This is a genomic window from Kitasatospora sp. NBC_01266 (assembly GCF_036242395.1).
GTDB lineage: Bacteria > Actinomycetota > Actinomycetes > Streptomycetales > Streptomycetaceae > Kitasatospora.
Genome location: NZ_CP108458.1, coordinates 8012575 through 8033520 on the forward strand (window position 1 = coordinate 8012575; position 20946 = coordinate 8033520).

The 20946-nt window shown below is 73.1% G+C and carries 20 protein-coding genes and 1 riboswitch; of the genes, 9 read left to right on the forward strand and 11 right to left on the reverse strand.

Annotation, left to right across the window (positions count from 1 at the left end; all coding sequences use genetic code 11):
* Positions 1-17: 17 nt before the first annotated feature.
* The 5 genes from OG403_RS34285 to OG403_RS34305 all read right to left on the reverse strand — a co-directional run bounded on the left by OG403_RS34285 (position 18) and on the right by OG403_RS34305 (position 6169).
* Complete coding sequence (locus OG403_RS34285) at positions 18-1028, reverse strand: TIGR03842 family LLM class F420-dependent oxidoreductase (RefSeq protein WP_329571374.1); 1011 nt, start codon at positions 1026-1028, stop codon at positions 18-20.
* A 38-nt stretch (positions 1029-1066) separates the two neighbouring features.
* Entirely contained in the window at positions 1067-2470 is a 1404-nt protein-coding gene (gene hydA, locus OG403_RS34290; protein ID WP_329571376.1) for a dihydropyrimidinase, read from the reverse strand.
* Complete coding sequence (locus OG403_RS34295; protein ID WP_329571378.1) at positions 2467-3906, reverse strand: aspartate aminotransferase family protein; 1440 nt, start codon at positions 3904-3906, stop codon at positions 2467-2469. The genes hydA and OG403_RS34295 overlap by 4 nt, the downstream gene beginning before the upstream one ends.
* A gap of 65 nt (positions 3907-3971) precedes the next feature.
* Positions 3972-4820 (reverse strand): nitrilase-related carbon-nitrogen hydrolase, encoded by an 849-nt coding sequence (locus OG403_RS34300; RefSeq protein ID WP_329571380.1) that lies wholly within the window; start codon positions 4818-4820, stop codon positions 3972-3974.
* Between the two features lie 440 nt (positions 4821-5260).
* Positions 5261-6169 (reverse strand): DMT family transporter, encoded by a 909-nt coding sequence (locus OG403_RS34305; protein WP_329571382.1) that lies wholly within the window; start codon positions 6167-6169, stop codon positions 5261-5263.
* 234 nt (positions 6170-6403) lie between these two features.
* On the opposite strand from OG403_RS34305, the gene OG403_RS34310 reads away from it, so the two are divergent.
* Positions 6404-6709 (forward strand): antibiotic biosynthesis monooxygenase family protein, encoded by a 306-nt coding sequence (locus OG403_RS34310; RefSeq protein WP_329571384.1) that lies wholly within the window; start codon positions 6404-6406, stop codon positions 6707-6709.
* Positions 6710-6761: 52 nt separating this feature from the next.
* Positions 6762-7253 carry a pyridoxamine 5'-phosphate oxidase family protein gene (locus OG403_RS34315; protein WP_329571386.1) on the forward strand — a complete coding sequence of 164 codons (492 nt, stop codon included), beginning with the start codon at positions 6762-6764 and terminating at the stop codon, positions 7251-7253.
* A gap of 46 nt (positions 7254-7299) precedes the next feature.
* Here the strand turns inward: OG403_RS34315 and OG403_RS34320 are convergent, their stop codons facing one another.
* Positions 7300-7629, reverse strand: coding sequence for a hypothetical protein (locus tag OG403_RS34320; protein WP_329571388.1), 330 nt, complete (start codon positions 7627-7629; stop codon positions 7300-7302).
* 130 nt (positions 7630-7759) lie between these two features.
* Here OG403_RS34320 and OG403_RS34325 point away from each other — a divergent pair, with 130 nt between their 5' ends.
* Positions 7760-8311: a DinB family protein gene (locus tag OG403_RS34325; protein WP_329571390.1), complete on the forward strand. Its 552-nt coding sequence runs from the start codon at positions 7760-7762 to the stop codon at positions 8309-8311.
* 33 nt (positions 8312-8344) lie between these two features.
* Here the strand turns inward: OG403_RS34325 and OG403_RS34330 are convergent, their stop codons facing one another.
* Positions 8345-9154 (reverse strand): hypothetical protein, encoded by an 810-nt coding sequence (locus tag OG403_RS34330; RefSeq protein ID WP_329571392.1) that lies wholly within the window; start codon positions 9152-9154, stop codon positions 8345-8347.
* Between the two features lie 185 nt (positions 9155-9339).
* Here OG403_RS34330 and OG403_RS34335 point away from each other — a divergent pair, with 185 nt between their 5' ends.
* The 5 genes from OG403_RS34335 to OG403_RS34355 all read left to right on the forward strand — a co-directional run bounded on the left by OG403_RS34335 (position 9340) and on the right by OG403_RS34355 (position 13271).
* Positions 9340-9882: a methylated-DNA--[protein]-cysteine S-methyltransferase gene (locus OG403_RS34335; RefSeq protein ID WP_329571394.1), complete on the forward strand. Its 543-nt coding sequence runs from the start codon at positions 9340-9342 to the stop codon at positions 9880-9882.
* A 245-nt stretch (positions 9883-10127) separates the two neighbouring features.
* Positions 10128-10337, forward strand: coding sequence for a hypothetical protein (locus OG403_RS34340; protein ID WP_329571396.1), 210 nt, complete (start codon positions 10128-10130; stop codon positions 10335-10337).
* Positions 10338-10403: 66 nt separating this feature from the next.
* On the forward strand, positions 10404-11216 hold the full coding sequence (locus OG403_RS34345) for a hypothetical protein (RefSeq protein WP_329571397.1): 813 nt from the start codon (positions 10404-10406) through the stop codon (positions 11214-11216).
* Positions 11213-12154, forward strand: coding sequence for a DUF6895 family protein (locus tag OG403_RS34350; protein ID WP_329571399.1), 942 nt, complete (start codon positions 11213-11215; stop codon positions 12152-12154). Before OG403_RS34345 ends, OG403_RS34350 begins: the two co-directional genes overlap by 4 nt.
* The gene (locus OG403_RS34355; RefSeq protein ID WP_329571400.1) at positions 12141-13271 is read left to right on the forward strand and encodes a serine hydrolase domain-containing protein; all 1131 of its coding nucleotides are present in this window, start codon (positions 12141-12143) and stop codon (positions 13269-13271) included. The genes OG403_RS34350 and OG403_RS34355 overlap by 14 nt, the downstream gene beginning before the upstream one ends.
* Positions 13272-13355: 84 nt before the next feature.
* Here the strand turns inward: OG403_RS34355 and OG403_RS34360 are convergent, their stop codons facing one another.
* From OG403_RS34360 to OG403_RS34370, 3 genes are all read right to left on the reverse strand, one after another.
* On the reverse strand, positions 13356-13808 hold the full coding sequence (locus OG403_RS34360) for a hypothetical protein (protein WP_329571401.1): 453 nt from the start codon (positions 13806-13808) through the stop codon (positions 13356-13358).
* A 35-nt stretch (positions 13809-13843) separates the two neighbouring features.
* Positions 13844-14731, reverse strand: a complete 888-nt coding sequence (locus tag OG403_RS34365; RefSeq protein ID WP_329571402.1) for an NlpC/P60 family protein — start codon at positions 14729-14731, stop codon at positions 13844-13846.
* Positions 14732-15068: 337 nt separating this feature from the next.
* A complete protein-coding gene (locus OG403_RS34370) occupies positions 15069-19112 on the reverse strand; it encodes an nSTAND1 domain-containing NTPase (protein ID WP_329571404.1) in 4044 nt (1347 codons plus the stop codon).
* A 168-nt stretch (positions 19113-19280) separates the two neighbouring features.
* On the opposite strand from OG403_RS34370, the gene OG403_RS34375 reads away from it, so the two are divergent.
* Entirely contained in the window at positions 19281-19703 is a 423-nt protein-coding gene (locus OG403_RS34375; protein ID WP_329571405.1) for a MarR family winged helix-turn-helix transcriptional regulator, read from the forward strand.
* 213 nt (positions 19704-19916) lie between these two features.
* On the opposite strand, the gene OG403_RS34380 is transcribed toward OG403_RS34375, so the two are convergent.
* Complete coding sequence (locus OG403_RS34380) at positions 19917-20807, reverse strand: LysM peptidoglycan-binding domain-containing protein (protein WP_329571406.1); 891 nt, start codon at positions 20805-20807, stop codon at positions 19917-19919.
* 5 nt (positions 20808-20812) lie between these two features.
* Positions 20813-20936: riboswitch (cyclic di-AMP (ydaO/yuaA leader) on the reverse strand.
* Positions 20937-20946: the final 10 nt, after the last annotated feature.

Genomic DNA, 20946 nt, shown 5'->3' on the forward strand with positions numbered 1-20946 from the left:
GCACCGGCCGCCGCACCTCACAGTCGCGGGATCACCTCGGCCCCGTAGCTGTCGATGGTGCTGTCGATCGCGTCGTGCATCGCGTACACGGCGAACTGGTCGACGCCGAGCGAGCGCAGCTGGGCCAGGCGCTCGAGCTGGACCGTCGGAGGGCCGATCAGGCAGAAGCGGTCGACGATCTCGTCCGGCACGAAGGCGGTGTCCGGGTTGTCCGCCCGGCCGTGGTGGCTGTAGTCGTAGCCGTGCCGGTCCTTGATGTAGTCGGTGAGGGCCTGCGGCACCAGGTCCGAGTGCTCGCCGTAGTGGGACACCAGGTCGGCCACGTGGTTGCCGACCATGCCGCCGAACCAGCGGCACTGCTCGCGGGCGTGCGCCAGCGCGGCGGGCGAGTCGTCCGCCGTCACATAGGCGGGGGCCGCGACGCAGATCCGCACCGATCCCGGGTCGCGTCCCGCGGCGGCGGCGGCCGAGCGCACCGCCTTGATCATGTACTCGGTCAGGTACGGATCGGCCAACTGCAGGATGAAGCCGTCGGCCTGGCGTCCGGTCAGCTCCAGGGCCCTGGGTCCGTAGGCGCCCATCCAGACCGGGAGCGCGCCGTCCCGCACCCAGGGCAGGTGCAGCTCGGTGCCGTCGACCACGACCGCGCGTCCCTCGGCGAGGTCCTTGATCGCGTGCATCGCCTCGCTGAGCCGGGCCAGCGTGGCCGGCCGCCGGCCGGCCACCCGCATCGCCGAGTCGCCGCGCCCGATGCCGCAGATGGTCCGGTTGCCGAACATGTCGTTGAGCGTGGCGAAGAGGGAGGCGGTCACCTCCCAGGTCCGGGTGGAGGGGTTGGTGACCATCGGGCCCACGGTCAGCCGCTCGGTCTGGCCCAGGATCTGGCTGTAGATCACGAAGGGCTCCTGCCAGAGCACGCAGGAGTCGAAGGTCCAGCCGTGGGTGAAGCCCGCCGCCTCGGCGCGCCGCATCCGCTCGACCAGCAGGCGGGCCGGCGGGTCGGTCTGGAGGACGAGTCCGATGTCCATACACGGTCTCCGTTCGTCGGAACGTGGCAGGGAGTTGGTCAGTTGACGTACTGGCAGGTCCCGCGCCGCAGGAAGCCACCGTGCCCGGCGCGGCCGAGCCAACGTCCCTCCTCCAGCAGCACGCTGCCGCGCGACAGCACCAGCTCCACCCGGCCGGTCAGCTGGCGCCCCTCGTAGGCCGAGTAGTCGACGTTCATGTGGTGGGTCGCGGCCGAGAGGGTCTGGACCGCGCCGGGGTCGTAGATGACTACGTCGGCGTCGGCGCCCGGCGCGATGGTTCCCTTGCGCGGGTAGAGGCCGAACATCCGGGCCGGCGCGGCACAGGCGATCTCGATCCAGCGGCGCCGCGAGATCCGCCCCTCCACCACGGCCTGGTGCAGCAGGTCCATCCGGTTCTCCACACCCGGCAGCCCGTTGGGGATCTTCGAGAAGTCGCCGCGCCCCAGCTCCTTCTGGCCCACGAAGCAGAACGGGCAGTGGTCGGTGGAGACCACCTGGAGGTCGTCGGTGCGCAGGCCCTTCCACAGCTCGGCCTGGTGCTCGCGCGGGCGCAGCGGGGTCGAGCAGACGTACTTGGCGCCCTCGAAGCCGGGCCTGGCCAGGTCGTCGGTGGACAGGAAGAGGTACTGCGGGCAGGTCTCGCCGAAGACCGGCAGCCCCTGGTCCCGGGCGGCGGCCAGTTCGGCGAGCGCGGAGGCGGCCGAGACGTGCACCACGTAGAGCGGCGAGCCGGCCACCTGGGCGAGCTTGATCGCCCGGTGGGTGGCCTCGGCCTCCAGCAGCTCGCGGCGCACCTCGCCGTGGTAGCGCGGATCGGTGTGCCCGGCGGCCAGCGCCTGTTCGACCAGCACGTCGATGGCGATCCCGTTCTCCGCGTGCATCATGATCAGCCCGCCGTTGTCGGCGCACCGCTGCATCGCCCGCAGGATCTTGCCGTCGTCGCTGTAGAAGACGCCGGGGTAGGCCATGAAGAGCTTGAAGGAGGTCGATTCGCCGCTCTGGGTGAGCAGGTCCAGCTCCTTCAGCACCTCCTGGGTGACGTCCGAGACGATGGTGTGGAAGGCGTAGTCGATCGCGCAGTTGCCCTCGGCCTTGGCGTGCCAGCTGTCCAGCCCCGCGCGCAGCGAGCCGCCCACCGGCTGGACGGCGAAGTCCACGATCGTGGTGGTGCCGCCCCAGGCGGCGGCCCGGGTGCCGGTCTCGAAGGTGTCGGAAGCGCTGGTTCCGCCGAACGGCAACTCCATGTGGGTGTGGGCGTCCACCCCGCCGGGGATGACGTACCGACCCGTCGCGTCGATCACCCGGTCCGCGCGCCAGCCGGCCGCCACCTCGCTGCCGGTGCTGGCGAGTGCGACGATCCGCTGGTCCTCGATCAGCACGTCGGCGGTGAGCTCTTCGGCGGCGGTGATGACCAGGCCGCCGGTGATCAGGATGCGCGTCATGCCAGCGCCTCCGTCCCGGTGGGCCCGGCCGTCCAGGCCGTCGTGCCCGCCCCGGGCGGACCGGCGGCCTTGGCCGGCCCGGCAACTCCACTGGCTCCAGCGGCTCCCGTGGTTCCAGCTGCTCCAGTGGCGCCGGCGGCCGGCTCCCGTTCGGCGTTCGCCCGGCGCAGCGCCTCGACGAGCAGCTCGGCGCCCTCGCGCGCCTCGGCCTCGGTCAGCGACAGCGGCGGGGCGATCCGCAGCGCGTCGCCCGCCCGGCCGCCCTTGCCGATCAGCAGGCCCAGCGCCCGCGCGTGCTCCAGGGTCGCGGTGGCCGCGGCCGCGTCCGGCAGCGCGACGCCCAGCATCAGGCCCCGGCCGCGCACCTCGCGGACGATCGGCAACTCCAGGCGGGCCGCTTCCAGTTGGGCACGCAGCAGCGCGCCCATCCGCCGGGCGTTGGCCTGCAGGTCGTGCTCCAGCAGATAGCGCAGGTTGGCCAGCCCGGCGGCACAGGTGATCGGGCTGCCGCCGAAGGTGGAGATGGAGTTGGCGTTCAGGCAGTCCATCACCTCGGCACGGGCCACCACCCCGCCCATCGCCATGCCGTTGGCGATGCCCTTGGCGAAGGTCAGGATGTCCGGTGGCCCGGCCTGGCCGTGGGCCTGCCAGCCCCAGAAGTGGTCACCGGTGCGGCCCCAGCCGGTCTGCACCTCGTCGCTGATCCACAGGATGCCGTGCTGGTCCAGTACCCGCTTGAAGGCGGCCAGCAGCCCGTCTGGGCCGTGGGTGAACCCGCCGACGCCCTGGATCGGCTCGGCGATCAACGCCGCCACGGTGCCCTCGGCCTGACCGAGCATCTCCTGGAGGTCCGTCACACAGGCCGCGATGAAGTCGGCGTCGGTCAGCCGGGCGTACGGACCGCTGTCGCGTACCCCGCCGTGCACGTAGAGCGTCTGCAGCGGCGAGAGGCTGGTGGGGGACCAGGCGGTGTTGCCCGTGATGCCCACGGTGGAGAAGGACCGGCCGTGGTAGCTGTTGCGCAGCGCCAGGACCTGGTTGGAGCGCCGATGGCTGGTGGCCAGCAGCAGCGCGGCGTCGTTGGCCTCGGTGCCCGAGCTGGTGAAGAACACCTTGGCGTCCGGGATGCCGGACAACTCGGCGATCTGCTCGGCCAGTTCCACCATCGCCGAGGAGAGGTAGAGGGTGGAGCTGTGCACGATCCGGCCGGCCTGCTCGGCCACCGCCTTGGTCACCTCGGGCAGCGCGTGGGCGGTCATCGTGGTGAGGATGCCGCCGAAGAAGTCCAGGTAGCGGTTGCCCTCGGAGTCCCAGACGTGCCGGCCCTCGCCGTGGGTGAGCTCGATCGGCTCCCGGTAGTAGGTGGCCAGCCAGGCGGGCAGCACCGCGCGGTGGCGGGCGCGCAGCGCGGCGGGGGTGCGGTCGGAGCTGGTCATCGGGTGGTGTCCTCCTCGGCTGGGGGTGGGGCGGGGGTCTTCGCGGCCGGTGGCCGGCCGGCGGTTCAGGCCTCGGTCAGCGGCCCGTACGCCTCCGGCCGGCGGTCGCGGTAGAACGCCCACTGCTGGCGGACCTCGTCGATCAGTCCGAGGTCGAGGTCCCGGATCACCAGCTCCTCCTCCTTGTCGGAGGCGACCTCACCGACGAACTGGCCGCGCGGGTCGACGAAGTACGAACTCCCGTAGAAGTCGTTGTCGCCGTACTCCTCCACGCCGACCCGGTTGATCGCCGCCACGAAGTACTCGTTGGCGACCGCCGCCGCCGGCTGCTCCAACTGCCAGAGGTAGCCGGACAGTCCCCGGCTGGTCGCCGAGGGGTTGTAGACGATCTGCGCCCCGGCCAGCCCGAGCGCCCGCCAGCCCTCGGGGAAGTGCCGGTCGTAGCAGATGTAGACGCCGACCTTGCCCACGGCGGTGTCGAAGACCGGCCAGCCGAGGTTTCCGGGCTTGAAGTAGTACTTCTCCCAGAAGCCCTTGACCTGCGGGATGTGGTGCTTGCGGTACTTGCCCAGGTAGCTGCCGTCGGCGTCGATCACGGCGGCGGTGTTGTAGTACACGCCGCTCTGCTCCACCTCGTACACCGGCACGACCATGACCAGCCCCAGCTCGGCGGCCAGCGCGGACATCCGGGTGATGGTGGGCCCGTCCGGCACCGGCTCGGCCCAGCGGTAGTGCTCCGGGTCCTGCACCTGGCAGAAGTACGGGGAGTTGAAGACCTCCTGGAACCCGATGATCCGCGCCCCCTGCGCGGCGGCCTCGCGGGCGTACCGCTCGTGGAGCTCCAGCATCGAGGACTGCTCGCCCGTCCAGCGGGTCTGGACGAGGGCGGCGCGGACGATCTGGGACTGCGACATGGGAACGGCTCCTGAAATCAGTGTGGCTGACGGGATCTGGAGCTGATGGGACCTGCAACTGTCAGGACCTGGAACTGTCAGGATCTGGAACTGTCGAGCCGGGTCGATGACGTACCAACGATCCGGGTACCCCCGCGTCACTCCGGCGATCGGGTGACATCGGGTGCCGGGTCGCGCGGGAGCGACGGACGAGGTATCTGCCTGCGACTGGTGTTCTTGCAGACTCCCCAGCACGGTGTCGGCCGAATCCCGACAACCTGTCAGTTCTCAGCGGCCGTTCGGCCCAGGCCGGTGACACACCGCCAGTAGGCGAGGCGAAGTGTCACCCCCGTCCGGTCGGCGGGGTACCGAGCCCCAACTGCACCCGGACGGCCCAAGCGACCAGCCGGGACGCCTCCGTCCGGGTGAGGACCGGCTGCGGGACAGCACCTCACGGGAGCTCACGGCAGGGGGAGCGGCGGGGGCGAAGGTGGCGACGCCCCCTCGTCCGTCCCGTTCCCGCAGGCGTTCGGCAGCGACGGGTGGCGCCCGATCACCACCACGCCCAGCACCATCGCCAGCAGCCCGGCCGACTCCCAGGCCAGCGCGCCGGGCGTGACCCGCAGCCGGTCACCGAGGAACCCCACCGCGCAGACGATCCCCGCCAGCGGCTGGGCGGCGGTCAGCGCGGGGAGCGACATCCGCAGCGGCGCCACCTCGAAGGCGCTCTGCACCAGCAGCAGCCCGAAGGCACCGAGGCCGACCACCGCGTAGGGCTCCCAGTGGTGCAGCACCGCCCGCACCCCGCCGGTGTCGATCCGGCCGGCGGTGGCCCGGGTGAGCGCGTCCTGCAGCCCGTAGAGCAGCCCGGCGGCCAGCGCCAGGATGGTGGCCTCCTCGAAGAGCGGCAGCCGTCGGCCGAAGGAGACCAGCAGCAGCGCCAGTCCGGCCACCACGCCGAAGACCAGCCAGTGCCGCAGCTCGCCCGCCACCGCGCCACCCCCGCGAGGATCACCGGCCAGGATGAAGGTGGTCACCCCGAGACCGAGCAGCAGGACCCCGCCCCAGCCGGAACGCCCCAGGCGCTGGCGGCTCAGCACACTGGCCAGTGCCATCGCGAAGACGAGGTTGGTGGTGAGCAGCGGCTCCACCAGGGAGACCTCCCCGATGCTGAGCGCCCAGGCGCTGAGCACCAGGCCGACCACCATGGCCGCGAGTCCCGCGAGCCACTCGGGCATCCTCAGCAGGTCCAGCAGCAGCCGCCAGCGCAGCAGATCGGCGCGCGGCGCCCGCTGGGCGGCGTGCTGCTGGAGGACGAAGCCCAGGCCCAGGCAGCAGGCCGCGCCGATCGCCAGGAGGAAGACCGCCACGCAGGATCACCCGGCCGTCGTGTGGTCCGACCGCGCCGGTCCGGCGCCCGGGACGGGCGGGCAGCACGGTGTTCGATTCGTCGCCAGCCTACCTCCGCCTCCGCGACGGGGCGCCGAGCGTGCGGCAGGTCGTGCGTGTCGCCGGGTGTGCCGGAGTGGCGGTCGGCGACAGGCCCTGATCGGATCCGATAATGGAGGAGTCGCGGTGCGGTCGGAGCGGGGGAGGAGGTAGCGATGATCATCCGGATCTGGGAGGCGCGGGTCGCGCCCAAGCAGATGAGCGAGCTGTGTGCGGTGATCCAGTCGGAGATGCTGCCGGAGCTGGCCGGCCTCGACGGCTACCTCGGCGGCGAACTGCTGCGCTCCCTGCCGGACAGCGCGCACCGCGTCCTGGTGGTGACCAGATGGCGCGACGAGGAGGCGCTGCGGGCCTACGCCGGGCCGGCCTGGACGAAGCGCCCGATCTGGTCGCAGACCGAGCCGAGTTACCTGGAGCAGCCGCCGGAGGTGGCCCACTTCACGGTGGTCAGTACCCGGTGAGGCCCTGGCAGGCCCCGCTGGGCGTGCATCCGGCAGACCGTAGGCTGGTCCGATGATCACCCCTGAGACCGCTCCTGATGCCGCTGCTGATGCCACTGCCCCGGCCGGCGCCCCTGCCGATGCCGCCACCGTGCCCGTGCTCAGCGCGGAGTTCCTCGCCTTCTGGGCCGAGCGGCACATCTGCACCCTCACCACCCTGCGACCCGACGGCACACCGCACGTCGTCCCGGTCGGCGCCACCTACGACCCCGCCACCGGCCTTGCCCGGGTGATCACCAGCGCGGGCAGTCGCAAGGCCCGCAACGTCGCGGCGGCCGGGGAGCAGGGGGCCCGGGTGGCGCTCTGCCAGGTGGACGGTGGCCGCTGGGCGACCCTGGAGGGGCTCGCCGTGCTGCGCCGCGCCCCCGAGGCGGTGGCCGACGCCGAGGCCCGGTACGCGCTGCGCTACCGCACCCCGCGCCCGAACCCCGAGCGGGTGGTCATCGAGATCACCGTGACCCGGACCCTGGGGCGCGGCACCAGCCCCGGAGCGGCTGCGTCCTGACCGGGGTAGCCACCGGCTGCCTGCTGGGCCCGGCCGCCGCCGGAACTCAGCGACCCGGCCCGGCGGCGGCCTCCCGCAGGGCCCGCAGCGCCTCGGACTCGACGCCCAGCACCCGGGCCCGGACCAGCACCGGGTGTGCCCGCAGCGCCGCGCCGGCCCGGACGTACGCCTCCCAGCGGCGGTCGAACTCCGCCTGCTCACCCGCCGCCCAGGTGCACCGCTGCACCGCCTGCGACGGATCGGGGAACGCCGCGCGCCGGCGGTCGCGCACGGCGAGCGCGTAGTCGCCGACCGCCCGGTCGGCTGCCAGCACGGCGTGCTGAAGGGCAATCAGATCGACGGGCACGGCGAGCGGCCCGATCAGCGTGGTGAACACGGAAGCAACGTTAGGCGCGCCCCCTGACAATCGCTCGACTCATGCTGGAGCTCTGCTGGGGAGGCCCTCTCCGGGTGCGCCCGCGCCGCTCGGGAACCGGTTGTCAGTGCACCCTGTCACACTCGCGCGCATGAACGAGATCCCCCCGCAGAACCTCGCACCCTCCTGGCCGGCCGAACTCGACACCCGCAGTCGCCCGCCCAGGGCCGGCGAGGAGCGCGAGACGCTCACCGCCTTCCTGGACTGGCACCGCGCCACGTTCGAGCTGAAGACCGCCGGCCTGTCCGCGGAACAGCTGGCGGAGAAGTCCGTGGCGCCCTCCGGGATGAGCCTGCACGGCATCCTGCGGCACCTGGCCGGGGTCGAACGCTGGTGGTTCGGCCTGCAGTTCGCCGGACTCGAGCTGCCGCAGCTCTACTACTCGGACGACAACCCGGACCAGGACTTCGAGTTCACCGGCGCCGACCCGGCGCAGGACTTCGGCGCCTGGCAGGCGGAGTGCGAGCGGTCCCGGGGGATCGTGGCCGCCGCCCCCTCGCTGGACGTGCTGGCCGCCGCGCCGATGACCGGTGAGCCGATCTCGCTGCGCCGGATCCTGGTGACCATGATCGCCGAGTACGCCCGGCACAACGGCCACGCCGACCTGCTGCGCGAACGCCTGGACGGCCTGACCGGCTCCTGACCGGGCGGCACACCCGCGCTGAGCGGCGCCGACTCAGAGTCCGCTCGGCCAGGCGTAGCCGCTCGGCACGGTGAGCCCGGCGTCCTCGGCGGCGGTGCCGTAGACCAGGGCGATCTCGTCGTGCGCCCCGAGGGTGATCGCCGCCGGGTCGCCGGTGACCGGCTTGCCGTTGACGTAGGCGGTCAGCGTGTGGGTCGCGTCCGCTCGGGCACCGCCCAGGTGGTCGGCGGCGACCGAGACCTGCCACTCGGTCATGAACTGGCCCAGGGTGAACCGCGCCCGCACCGGCGACTCGATGTGGATCACGCCGCTGGTGTCGTGCGTGTGCAGCGGACTGATCTGCTGCGCGGCCTCGTCGATGCCGACCAGCGCGGGGACGGTCACCGGCCGGCCGTCCAGGTAGACGTCGAGGTGGGTGTGGATGTGCTCGGCGGTGCCCTCGGTGCCGAGCATCGGCAGGCCTGCGGCCGTCACGGCGGCGGCGGGGTCGGCCGGGGCGGGCCACGGTGGCGCGCTGGTGCGCCCGTCGGCGGTGCTGCGCGGGTCGGTGGGTATCGCGGGTGTCGCCGAGGACGCGGTGGCAGCTGAAGAGCCACCGCCGGAGGCGGTCACGGCGACGGCGGTCAGCCCGCCCAGCACGGCCAGGCCGAGCAGTCCGGCCGCCGAGCGGACCAGCAGGCGCCGCCTGTGCTCGACCCGCCGCTCGGCTTCCCGCGCGGCGGCCGCCTTGGCCCGGCGGTCGTCGGGCGCCGCACCGGGCGGGTGGCTGTGCGGGTGGCTGTGCGTGCGGCTGGGCTTGCGAGTGGGCTTGGCAGCGGGTACCCGATGCGGCTGCTCGGCCATCGGTGGCGTCCTGTTCCTTGGGGTAACAACGAGATAGTTCGAATTTGAACTCAGCTCGACGGTACCTTGTGTGGGAATGGTGAACAAAAGTGTGTGAACGCGAGGTCCGAAATCCGCCGGTCGGGCTGCGCGCGACACGGCAGAGTGGAGGGGTACACCACCATCAGCGAGAGAGGCCGGCCGTCGTGAGCAGCCCCGTGACCAGCAACGTGACCAGCACTGTCCACACCACCATCGACAGCCCGCTCGGCGAGCTGCTGCTGGTCGGCGAGGAGTGCGCGAGTTCGCCCGGCGGGATCGCGCTGCGCTCGCTGTCGATCAGCGGGCAACGCCGTGCCGCCACTGTCGAACCCGGCTGGCGGGCCGACCCGGCGGCCTTCGCGGAGATCGTCGCCCAGCTGCGCGCGTACTTCGCCGGCGATCTCAAGGAGTTCTCGATCGAGCTGCGCGCCACGGGCACCGAGTTCCAGCAACGCGTCTGGCAGGCGATCGACACCATCCCGTACGGCAGCACCACCAGCTACGGTCGACTGGCGGAGCAGATCGGCGCGTCGCGTGCGGCGGTCCGCGCGGTCGGCACCGCGATCGGTGCCAACCCGCTGCTCATCGTCCGCCCGTGCCACCGGATCATCGGCGCCAACGGCTCGCTCACCGGGTATGCGGCCGGACTGGAGCGCAAGGAGTACCTGCTGGCCCACGAAGGGGCGCTCCCGGGCGCCCTGGCCTGACCCTTCCGATCCTCGGGCTGACGGTGTGTCATCCCATCCCCGTTGCAGCTGAGGCATGCTGACGCTCCGTCGGATCCCGCTGGGCGGCCGATCAGCGGGGATTCACCGACGGTAGCCGGAATCGGCCGGTCAGCGGCCGGAGTAGGACGTCGAAGCCCGGATGCGGGTGCCCAACGATGCTCCTAGCGTGGAGCGCAGGGCACCGTCGGATCCCGAGGTGACGCCTTGATCGAGGAGGCGTTCTGATGTTTGCCCAGGAAACGCCGGTTCGACAGGCACGGCAGCCCACGGTTGCCAGGCCCGCCACGGCGAGCGAACTGAGCGCGGTCACCGCGCTGATGGCAGAGGAGGAGTCGCCGGTCAGCGACGCGCCCAGCTACTGCCCCGAGGCAGCGGGAATCCTGCTGCTGGCACTGCTCCTGTCGCCGAAGCAACCGAAGGAGCGGCGGTCATAGCCGACCACCCGCCAACCGTCCGCGCCGACCAGGTCCAGGTCGGCCCCGACCGGAGGACGACCACCCATGTCATTCACGGACACCCCGCTGCACGATGAGATCGCCGCAGCGGTCGAGTGGGTGGCAGATCGTGCCCTCGGTGCCCTGAGCGGTGCCGGGGGTACCGACGCGCTCGCCGGCGAGCCGCCGACCGGCACCGATCCGCGCACCGTGCTGGCCGCCGTCCGGGTGCTCGGGCCCGACGTCTTCGCACCGAGCCTGCTCACCGGAGCGCCGTGCGGTGCGGCCACCGTCCAACTGGTCGAGGACGCGTGCCGCCTGTTCCCGGCAGCCGACCTCGCCGCGACGGCCGCCTCGGTCGCAAGCCCCGACCCCGACCCCGCCACCTCGACCCGCCCCGGCCCGGTCGGCCCGGCGCTGCCGCCGGGCGCGCTGGTGGTCGGCTGGCGGGACTGGGCCACCGCCGAGCTGCTCGCCAGAGTCGGCCGCTCCGTGCCCGTACCCCGCCCTGCGGTGGTGCCCGAGTTGGCGGAGCCGTCCGACTGGGCGCGCTGGTCCCTCCAACTGGCCCGGCTCGCCGGGCTCGCGCTGCCCACCCTGGAGAGCCCGGTGCACGAACTCGCCCGGCGTGAGCCGCTCGCGCTCGCTCGCGGCGCCACCCGCTCGATCCTGCGCCGCGACCACCGCACCGCCGTCCGGCTGGCCCGCTGGCTGGCCTGGCTGGCCGCCGACGGCACCCCGCTGCCGCTCGACCTGCCTCCGCTGCTGCGCCACCTGCGGTGGGTCGGCGACGTCGGGCCGCGTAGCGTCCTCGACCTGGAGATCGCCGACCTGCTGCTCGGCGGCAGGCCCCGACCGCTCGGGGGGACCGCCCGATGATCGACACCGCGACGCTCGGCACCGCGACCCGGATCGCCGCCGACTCCCTCGGCTGGCTCCACCGGCAGCACGAACAGGGCCGAGGCCGGCTGCCCGCCGACGCCACCGCCGACCTCTCCGACCCCGACAACGCCTACAAGCCGCTCGGCGAGTGCGCCATGGCGGCCTCCCTGGTGCTGCGCGAGCTGGTGGCGGGCACCCGGGAGACCCAATGGGCGCGTGAGCTGCTGGACTTCGGCTGGCGCGAGCTGCGCGGCGGCGACCTGCTCTACGAGCGCCAGCTCCGCAACCAGCTGATCACCGACCCGCTGGAGACCTACGGCCCGTTCGTCCGGGCCGGCTACCGCCACCAGCGGCTCGATGAACTGTTGAGCGACCTGGCCGAGTTGCGCTCGATGCGCGCCGTGGAGATGTTCCAGAACCGGAAACTGGCGGTGGCCAACGCCCGCCGGCTGGTCGGCCTCGACGACCGGCCGGACTGGGGCGCACTGGCCGACGCGACCTGGCTCGGCGCCGGCCCCGAACCCTGGGCGATCGACTGGGACGCGGGCTACAACGCCACCCACACCGTCTTCCACCTCACCGACTGGGGCGCCCGGCCGACCGAACTGCCGCCCGCGATGCGCGACTACCTGCGCGACTGGCTGCCGGTCTGGATCGACATCTGGTCCGAGGTCGGCCACTGGGACCTGGTCGGCGAGCTGCTGGCGGTGGACGCCTGCCTGCCCGAGCCGACCTGTGACGGCCGGGCCTGGCAGCTGCTGGCGGCGGTCCAGCGGGCGGACGGTCTACTGCCGCGCGACACCGAGCCGGTGACAGAGGATCCGGACCTGGCCTTCAAGGACCATGAGCACACCGCCGTGGTCGCCGTCGTGGCCGGCACCCTGACGGTGGCGCGGGCGCTGGGCGCGGAGGGCACGGGGCGTGCGACCCGCTGAAGGGGAGCCGGCCGAGTGCTGCTGGACCGACGGCGACCCGGCCCGGCTGGCTCCACTGGTCGACGCCGTGCCGCCGGGCAGCGCGGTCGCCCTCGCGGTGGTGCGCGACGGGGTGACGGCACTGTCCGGCCACGGCCGCGTCGACGGGCGCCGCGGCGACCCGATCACGCCGGACACCGCGTTCGAACTCGGTTCGGTGAGCAAGACCTTCACCGCACTGCTGCTCGCTGAGCGGGTGGCACGCGGCGAACTCGACTACGACCTGCCGATCGACACGCTGCTCGCCCCCGGCCCGCGCCCGCAGCTGCTGCGCGGCGGCGCGATCACGCTGCTCCACCTGGCCACCCACACCTCGGGGCTGCCCCGGCTGCCACCGGGCCTGAGCCGGACGGCCTTCGCCCGGCTGACCAATCCGTACGAGGAGTTCACCCGGGCGAAACTGCTCCAGGCGCTGGCCCGCACCAGGATCCGGACCAGTCCGGGCAGCCGGGTGCGCTACTCCAACTACGGGGTGGGCCTGCTCGGCCACCTGGTGGCAGGAGCGGATCAGCCGCCCTGGGACGTCGGTACCGCCTACGCGGACCTGCTGGCCGAGCGGGTCGGCCGGCCGCTCGGCCTCAACAGCACTGCGTGCGGCCCGAATCCGGTCGCGCAGGCGGTCGGCCACTGGCACGGCAGGCCGGTGCCGCCGTGGCGGATGCCCGCACTCCCGGGCGCCGGCGCCGTCCGGTCCACCGCCCGCGACCTGGCCCGCTACCTGGGTGCCCATCTCGCGGCAGCCGCTGACCAGGCGGCACCGGGAGCGGATCAGGCGGTGCGGGCCGACGACCCGGACGGGCTGGCGCGGGCCCTGGGCGAGGTGCAGCGCCCGAGGCTGGTGCACTCGCGCGCGCCGGGGGCGGACGAACTCTGCCTGGTCTGGAACCTGCGCCGACTCGACGGCTGTCAGCTGCTGTTCCATGGCGGTGCCACCCGGGGGTTCACGACGTTCATCGGCTTCTGCCCGCAGGCGCGCGCGGGCGTGGCCGCCCTGACCAACACCGGGCCGACCCTCGATGGACGCTTCGGGCAGGCCGCCTACCAGGTGCTGAAGTCCCTGCTGCCGTGCTCGGTGTGATGGCCGGTCAACCGTGGCTGCTCCGCTCGGACCCGCGGGTCCGAGCGGAGCAGCCACCGCTCTGGCGGCAGGACCGGTGCCGGCCTACCACCAGTCGGTGCAGCTGATGGCCTGATCGAGCGTCTGTCCGCAGGCCCGGAAGCGGTAGTTGGGGTCGGAGCTGGTGGCCTTGCCGGCCGAGGTCTTGGAGCTGTTGTCACCGTGGTCGATGCCGAACGGGCCGCACTGGAGCCAGGTGTGGCCGCCGTCGCGGGTCCAGTCCATCCAGATGCTCTCACCGGAGCGGGTCGCGCCCTGCATCTTGGCGAAGCCCACGCCGCCGGTGGACTGCAGCGTGATGGTGTCGCCCTCGTGGGAGATCGAGCGCTGCACGGTGCCGGAGGCGTTGTCGGAGATGTCGACGAAGCCGTTGGCACCGCCGGCGCAGTCGGAGGCCGAGGCGGCGGCCGGGCCGGCCGGGGCGGCGATCAGCAGACCGGCGCCGAGAGCGAGGGCGGCGGCGACCGCCGCGCCGCGGAACGTGGGCAGCTTGGACATGAGGATTCTCCTTGGGGTGTTCGGGTTCGTGTGCTTCAGCAGGTGGGGACGGAGTCGAGCCAGGCCGGGCCCTGGAGGTAGATGTTGGAGATCCAGGCCTGGTAGTCGGGCAGGAAGGACCAGGCGTCGTTGGTGATCCCCTCGGCCGTGATGCGCTGGGCGTGCTCCTGGCAGGAGACCCGCACGGCGGTGGCGTCCGGGAAGGCGTAGACGCGTGGGCTGTCGGTGGACGGCTGGGCGTGGGTCCAGACCCCGCTGCCCCAGGTCTGCTCGGTGATCCCGGTCACCGGGCCGCGGTTGATCCGCACCGCGCCGAAGTAGTCACCGTCGAGCCGGGCATCGCTGACCATGATGTGGGTGCCGGACTGGCGGGCCTCGACCATCTTGCCCGCGCCCAGGTAGATGGCGATGTGCTGGAGGTTGTCGGAGCTGCCGTAGGCGAGCAGGTCGCCGGGCAGCAGCGGGCCGCTGCCCTGGTCGGGCGTGAAGCGTTGGGCGGCGTGCGTCGTGTAGTACTGCTGGCCGGCGTCGCCGTTCAGCAGGTCCTGACCGGTGGCCTGGGCGTAGGCGTAGCGGACCAGGCCGGAGCAGTCGAAGCCGAGGCGCTCGTTGTCGTGGTCGCTGGCCGGGTCCACGCCGTCGGGGTGGCCGTAGGTCGGTCCGGGGTCCGGGCCGTGGCCGCCGCCCCAGGTGTACCAGACACCGAGTTGCGTGCAGGCTGCCCGGACGGCGCTCTCGGCGGTGGCCGAGGCACCTGGCGTGAGCGGTGCGCAGTCGGTGCCGGCGTCGCGGGCCAGGCTGGGCCCGGCCCGGCCGTCGGCCGTCCCGGCCCAGGCGGCGAGGGGCGGCCCCGCCAGGAGCACGAGCAGGCAGGTGAGGGCGGTGAACGCGGTGCGGAGCTTGGCGTGGATCGCGGTGTACATGGTGCGGCTCCCAGGTATCGGGGGACGGTCGGGGGGCGAACGAGGGCAGGGGCGACTGAGGGGGCAGGGGTGATTAAGGGCAGGGGTGACTGAGGCACAGGAGACCGGGTTTCAGCAGGTCACCGGTCACTGGTCACCGGTCACCGGTCACCGGTCACCAGTCACTGGTCACCGGTCACCGGTGACTGGTCACCGATGGTCCGTCAGCACAGCGTCGGCCGGTGCTTCGAGAGTGATCGTCAGTGCCCGACGGTGTCCAGCGGCCAGCCGTCGCCCAATCCGCGGGAAACGGGAAACGCTTGGGGAAACCCCTACTGACCTGCGGTTTCTCGCTGACTCAGCAGTTGGGTCGGTAGGGCTGATCGGGCAGCAGCCGGGACCACTGCTCGGCGCTGAGCGCGCCTACCAGGCGACAGATCTCGCCGCCGCGGTCCTGGGTGCTGGAGTTCCAGAGCCGGACCGTGCCGTCGCTGCCGGCGCTGGCCAGCGTGCGGCCGTCCGGGCTGAAGGCCACTGACCAGACGGCATCCGTGTGTCCGGTGAGGGTGGCGGAGAGGTGTTGGGTGGTGAGGTCCCAGGTGCGTACGGTGCCGTCGTTGCCGGCGCTGGCCAGGGTGCGGCCGTCGGGGGCGAAGGCGACGGCGCGTACCGAGCCGGTGTGTCCGGTGAGGGTGGCGGAGAGGTGTTGGGTGGTGAGGTCCCAGGTGCGTACGGTGCCGTCGTTGCCGGCGCTGGCCAGGGTGCGGCCGTCGGGGGCGAAGGCGACGGCGCGTACCGAGCCGGTGTGCCCGGTCAAGGTGGCGGAGAGGTGCCGGGCGCCGAGGTCCCAGAGCCGGACCGTCAGATCGTCGCTGCCGGAGGCGAGGGTCCGCCCGTCAGGGCTGAACGCGACCGCGTTCACGAAGTCGGTGTGCCCGCTCAGCACGCCGACCGGTCGTCGGGTGCGGACGTCCCAGAGCCGCACGGTGCGGTCCTCGCCCGCCGAGGCGAGCAGCCGGCCGTCGGGGCTGAACGCCACCGCGAAGACGGAGTCCTGATGCCCGGTGAGGACTGCGGCCTGGGCGTGCGAGGCGAGGTCCCACAAGCGGATGGTCTGATCGGCACCGGCCGAGGCGAGCAGTCGGCCGTCCGGGCTGAAGGCGATGCCGAAGACCGAGCCGGTGTGGCCGTCCAGGGTCCCGACCAGGGTGTGCCGCGCGACATCCCAGAGCCGCACGGTGTGTGCGGCGTCGGCAGCCGCGACGGTGCGGCCGTCGGGGCTGAAGGCGGTCTGCCAGATCTCGGTGAACGGGTGCACGGTGAGTGCGGCTGCCCCGCGCTGCCAGAGTGCTGCGGTCTGGTCGAAGCCAGCGGTGGCGACCAGCGCGCCGTCGGGGCTGACGGCAACGCCCTGGACGTAGTCGGTGTGACCGCAGAGGGTGGCGGTGATCCGGCGGGTGGCCAGGTCCCAGAGCCGCACGGTGCCGTCGCCGCTCGCGCTCACCAGGGTCGCGCCGCCATCGGTGTAGGCCACGCCGTTGACGTCGTCGCTGTGGCCGGTGAGGGTGGTGATCAGGGTGTGGTTGGCGGTGTCCCAGAGCCGGACGGTGCGGTCGGCCCCGCCGGAGGCCAGGGTCCGGCCGTCCGGGCTGAACGCCACGCCGAGGACTTCGTCGCTGTGGCCGGTGAGGGTGGCGGTGAGGGCACCGCTGCCGGTGTCCCAGAGGCGGACGGTGTGATCGGCGGCCGCCGAGGCGACCAGGTGGCCGTCCGGGCTGTAGGCCACGCTGAAGATCTCGTCGCTGTGGCCGGTGAGGGTGGTGATCAGGGTGTGGTTGGCGGTGTCCCAGAGCCGGACGGTGCGGTCGGCCCCGCCGGAGACCAGGGTCCGGCCGTCCGGGCTGAACGCCACCGAGCGCACCGCGCCGCCGTTGCCGAAGAGGGTGACGGGCAGCCGACGGCCTGTCAGGTCCCACAGGCGGACCGTGCCGTCGGCGCTGCCGGAGGCCAGGGACCGCCCGTCGGGACTGAACGCGACGGTGCGCACCGACCCGCCGTGCCCGGTGAGCGTGGTGTCGAGCTGACGGCTCGCCACCTGCCACACCTTCAGGGTGCCGTCCGCGCTGGCCGTGGCGAGTCTGGTCGAATCCGGGCTGAACGCGACGGCGTTGACCGGCCCGGTATGGCCGAAGAGCCGACCGGCGAAGGCCTGGGACTGGGTGCTGAGCAACGCGCTGCGGGCCTCCGTGGTGGGCGAGGTGCGGAACGCCTCGTCCGCCAGCAGCATCGAGGCCTCCGGTCGGCCGGCCGCCAGCGCGGCCGATTCGGCGGCCAGCGCTTTGGAGAGCGCGGTCCGGCGTCCGGCGAACGCCTCGGCCCGCTGCTGGTAGGCGACGCCGCCCGCGGTGACGGCCAGCACCAGCAGCACCACGAGGGTGACCAGCAGTTGCCGCCGTCGCCGGGTCCGGCGCCGCACGGCCCGCGCCCGCGCCGCCTCCTGCTCGTGTCCGGCGGCCACGAACGCGGCCTCGCCCGGGCCCAGTTCGGCGCGGCGACGCGGATCGCGCAGGTACTCGACGGCGACGGCGAGCTTGGTGCCCCGGTAGAGCAGGGACGGGTCGCGCCGCTCGCGCTCCCACTCGACGGCGGCTTCGGCGAGCTGCTGACGGACCAGCAGACCGGCCCGATCGGCGTGCAGCCAGCCGCGCAGCCGGGGCCAGGCCCGGATCAGGGCCTCGTGGGTGATCAGCACAGTCTGGCTGTCCACGGTCAGCAGGCGGGCCTGCACGAAGGCGTCGAGGACGGCACCGATGGAATCGGCGGTCCTGGGTCCGGCGGCTGAAGCGGTGACTGGCCCGGCGGCTGAATCGGTGGCGAGACCGGACGCCGGAGCAGCGGCCCGGAGGTGGTCGAGCGGCACCGGGTGGCGGGTCGCCTCGCTGTCCTCGGCGACATGGACCAGCCGGAGCAGCAGCTGACGTGCCGTCAGGCGGCCCTCGGGGGTCAGGCCGGCGAAGAGGTTCTCGGCGGTTGCGGCGATCGCGCCCTGGACACCGCCGGTGCGCAGGTAGCCCGCGACGGTGAGGTTGCGCCCGTCGCGCTGCTGCCAGGTCGCCAGCAGCGCGTGCGAGAGCAGCGGCAGCACGCCGGCCAGTCCGGACCGGAACGGGGCGGTGCCGACCGCGCCGGGGTCCTCGGGCGAGCCGGCCGGGTGCGGGATGCCCGCGAGGCCGAGGTCGCGCAGCAGTACCTCGACCAGGCCGGGCTCCAGCAGCAGGCCGGCCTCGGTGGCCGGGCCGGTGATCGCCCGGTGCAGCTCGGCGGTGGCCATCGGGCCGAGAGCGAGCAGGCCGCGGGTGAAGACGGGCACCAGCTCGGGGTGGTCGAGGCACCGACCGCAGAAGTCGGCCCGGACGCCGAGCACGATCATGGTGGGGGAGGGACCCGGGTCGGTGGCGAGCTCGCAGAGGTCCCGGATGAAGGCGCTCCGCTCGGCGGGGTCCTGGCAGAGGGTGAAGACCTCCTCGAACTGGTCCACGACGAGGACCAGTCCGTCCGGAGCCGGGCCGTCCTGCTCCGGGTGCTCCTGCCCCGGGCCGTCCGGAGCCAGTCCGTCCGGAGTCGGGCCGTCCCGGCCCGGGCCGTCGTCGGCGGGCTCGGTCGCGGGCACCACGGTGGACGGCCCGGTGTCGAGAGCGCGACGCAGTGCCGCCAGCGGGTGGGCGGTGGGTGTGCAGACAACCGCTCGGCGGGGACCGGGGCGGGTGGTGGGCAGGGCGCCGCGCCGCAGCGCGGGCAGCAGGCCGGCTCGCAGTAGCGATGACTTTCCGGCACCCGACGGCGCGACCAGGGCGAGCGGGCCCTGTCCGGCGCGCTCGGCCAGCCGTTCGAGCAGCGCGGCCAGCGCGCTCTCGCGACCGGCGAACCAGCGGGCGTCCTGTGGACCGAAGGCGGCCAGGCCCGGATAAGGGCAGGGGAGCGCGGGCTCGCCACCAGCACCCGCACCGGTCGCCGAACCGCGCGTCGTGCCGGTCGCCGCGCCGTGCGTTCCACCGCGCGCCGCACCGTGCGCCGGTTCGAGCCCCGACCCCGACCCCGACCCCGACCCCGACCCCGACCCCGACCCCGACCCCGACCCCGACCCCGGCCCCGGGTCGGCGAGACGGGCCAAGGCGCCGTCGGCGTCCAGCAGCCGATCGCAGCGTCGGGCAAGGTCAGGGCCGGCCGGCTTGCTGCCGTTCTCGATCTTGCTGAGGTAGCCCTTGCTGTAGTGCAGCAGCCGGGACAGCGCGCTGAGCGAGAGCCCGCGTGCGGTCCGCAGTCTGCGCAGCTCGGCGCCGAAGTCCCGGGCTGAGGCGCCGGTGGCGGTGACGGGCGGGTCCGTCGGTGGCAGCCGGTCCACGTGTCACCCCATGACGGCCTGTCGGATCCAGGATCCAGCGGATCTGTCATCGACAGATTACCGGCTGTGACGGGATGTCCTGGACTGCGGACGCCGCTATGTTGTACTGCGCAACCAGCATCGGAGATGCCTGCACGGGGGGTTCGGTGTGGGAGAAAAGGGACGAACGTGTCGGGTCGGGACGAGTCGATCGAGATCATCCAGCGTGAGCTGACCGCCTTCGCGCGGCGGGCCCGGCACAAGGCCTCGCAGCTGCACCCGGGACTGTCCTTGGTGACCTACAGCATTCTCGACCTGATGAACGAGCGCGGCGGCTGCCGGGCGGCGGACCTGGCCGCCTACTTCATGCTCGACAAGTCGACGGTGAGCCGGCAGGTGGGCGCGCTGGAGAAGCTGGGCCTGCTGAGTCGGGAGGTGGACCCGGAGGATCACCGCGGTCAGATCCTGCGCCCGAGCGAGCAGGGCCTGGCGCTGCTGCGGGAGGCGTACGAGATGCGGCGGGAGTCGTTCACCGAGCGGTTCACCGACTGGGCGGACGACGACGTCGCGCGGTTGGCGGGTTACCTGGTCCGGTACGGCGCCGCCGACTGAACCGGGGGCCGGTGACGCCAGTCACGACCCCGTGACCTGGCCCGGGCCATCCCGGGCCGTCCCGGGCCGTCCCGGGCTGTCCCGGGGCGGGTCACGGGGGCGGGTCCTCCCCGGGGCGGCCGCACGCGAAAAGCCGCCGGCCGGTCGCCAGGTGCGAGGACCTGTCGACCGGCCGGGCGGCTCAGCTACGGCTGCTACTGATCACCAGGGTGATCAGTACGCCTGGTGGACCTGCCAGAAGGCCCAGGCCTGGTTCGGGCTGCCGTAGGTGGTGTTCATGTACTGCAGCGCCCACTTGATCTGGGTGGCCGGGTTGGTCGCCCAGTCGGAACCGGCGGAGGCCATCTTGTTGCCGGGCAGCGCCTGCGGCAGGCCGTAGGCACCGGAGCTGGGGTTGGTGGCGGTGACGTCCCAGCCGCTCTCGTGGGTGATGATCTGGTCGAACGAGGCCAGCTGGTCAGCCGGAACGATGGAGGCGGCCAGCGCCTGCAGCGAGCTGGGGCTGTTGACGTCCACGGTGGCGACGGGCGCGGCAACCGGCGCGGCGGCGACCGGGGCAGCGGCGACCGGAGCGGCGGCCGGCGCGGCCGGAGCCGGCGCCTGGGTGGCGGCCGGGGCCTGGGCCGGGGCGGCCTGGGCGTCGCCCAGCACCAGGTGCTGGCCGGGGAAGAGCACGTTCGGGCCCTGGTTGAGGGTGCCCTTGTTCAGGTCGTACAGCTTCTGCCAGCCGCCCTGCACGTTGTGGCTGGTGGCGATCTTGGACAGCCAGTCGCCACTCTGCACGGTGTAGGAGGCGGGCGCGGCGGCGGGGGCCGGGGCGGCGGTCTGCGCGGCGGCGGGAGCGGCGGCCGGCGCGGCCGGAGCCTGCTGGACCGGGGCCTGCTGCGCCGGGGCCTGCTGCGTCGCGGCCCAGTGGCCGGTGTAGCCCTGGCCGGCGGCGTGGTGGTGGTGGCCGTGGCCGGCCGGGTGCAGCGGCGCCGCGCTGGCACCGGTGGCGGCGATCAGCGGCAGACCGGCACCGACACCCGCGAGGACGGTGACGGCGACGGCGCGCTTGAGGGCGGCGCGGTTGGGCAGGCTGGGGCGACTGTTGACGGACAGCATGAAAAACGTTTCCTCTCCCACGCCTGCGAGGTGAGCTGTCGGATTCGGGCTGGAGTTGCCCGGCCGCGCATAAGCGCGGCTTCACCCCAAGCCCCGCCCGGAGATATCCGGGTGAGGCGACTTACCTTTGGGTCCCCCG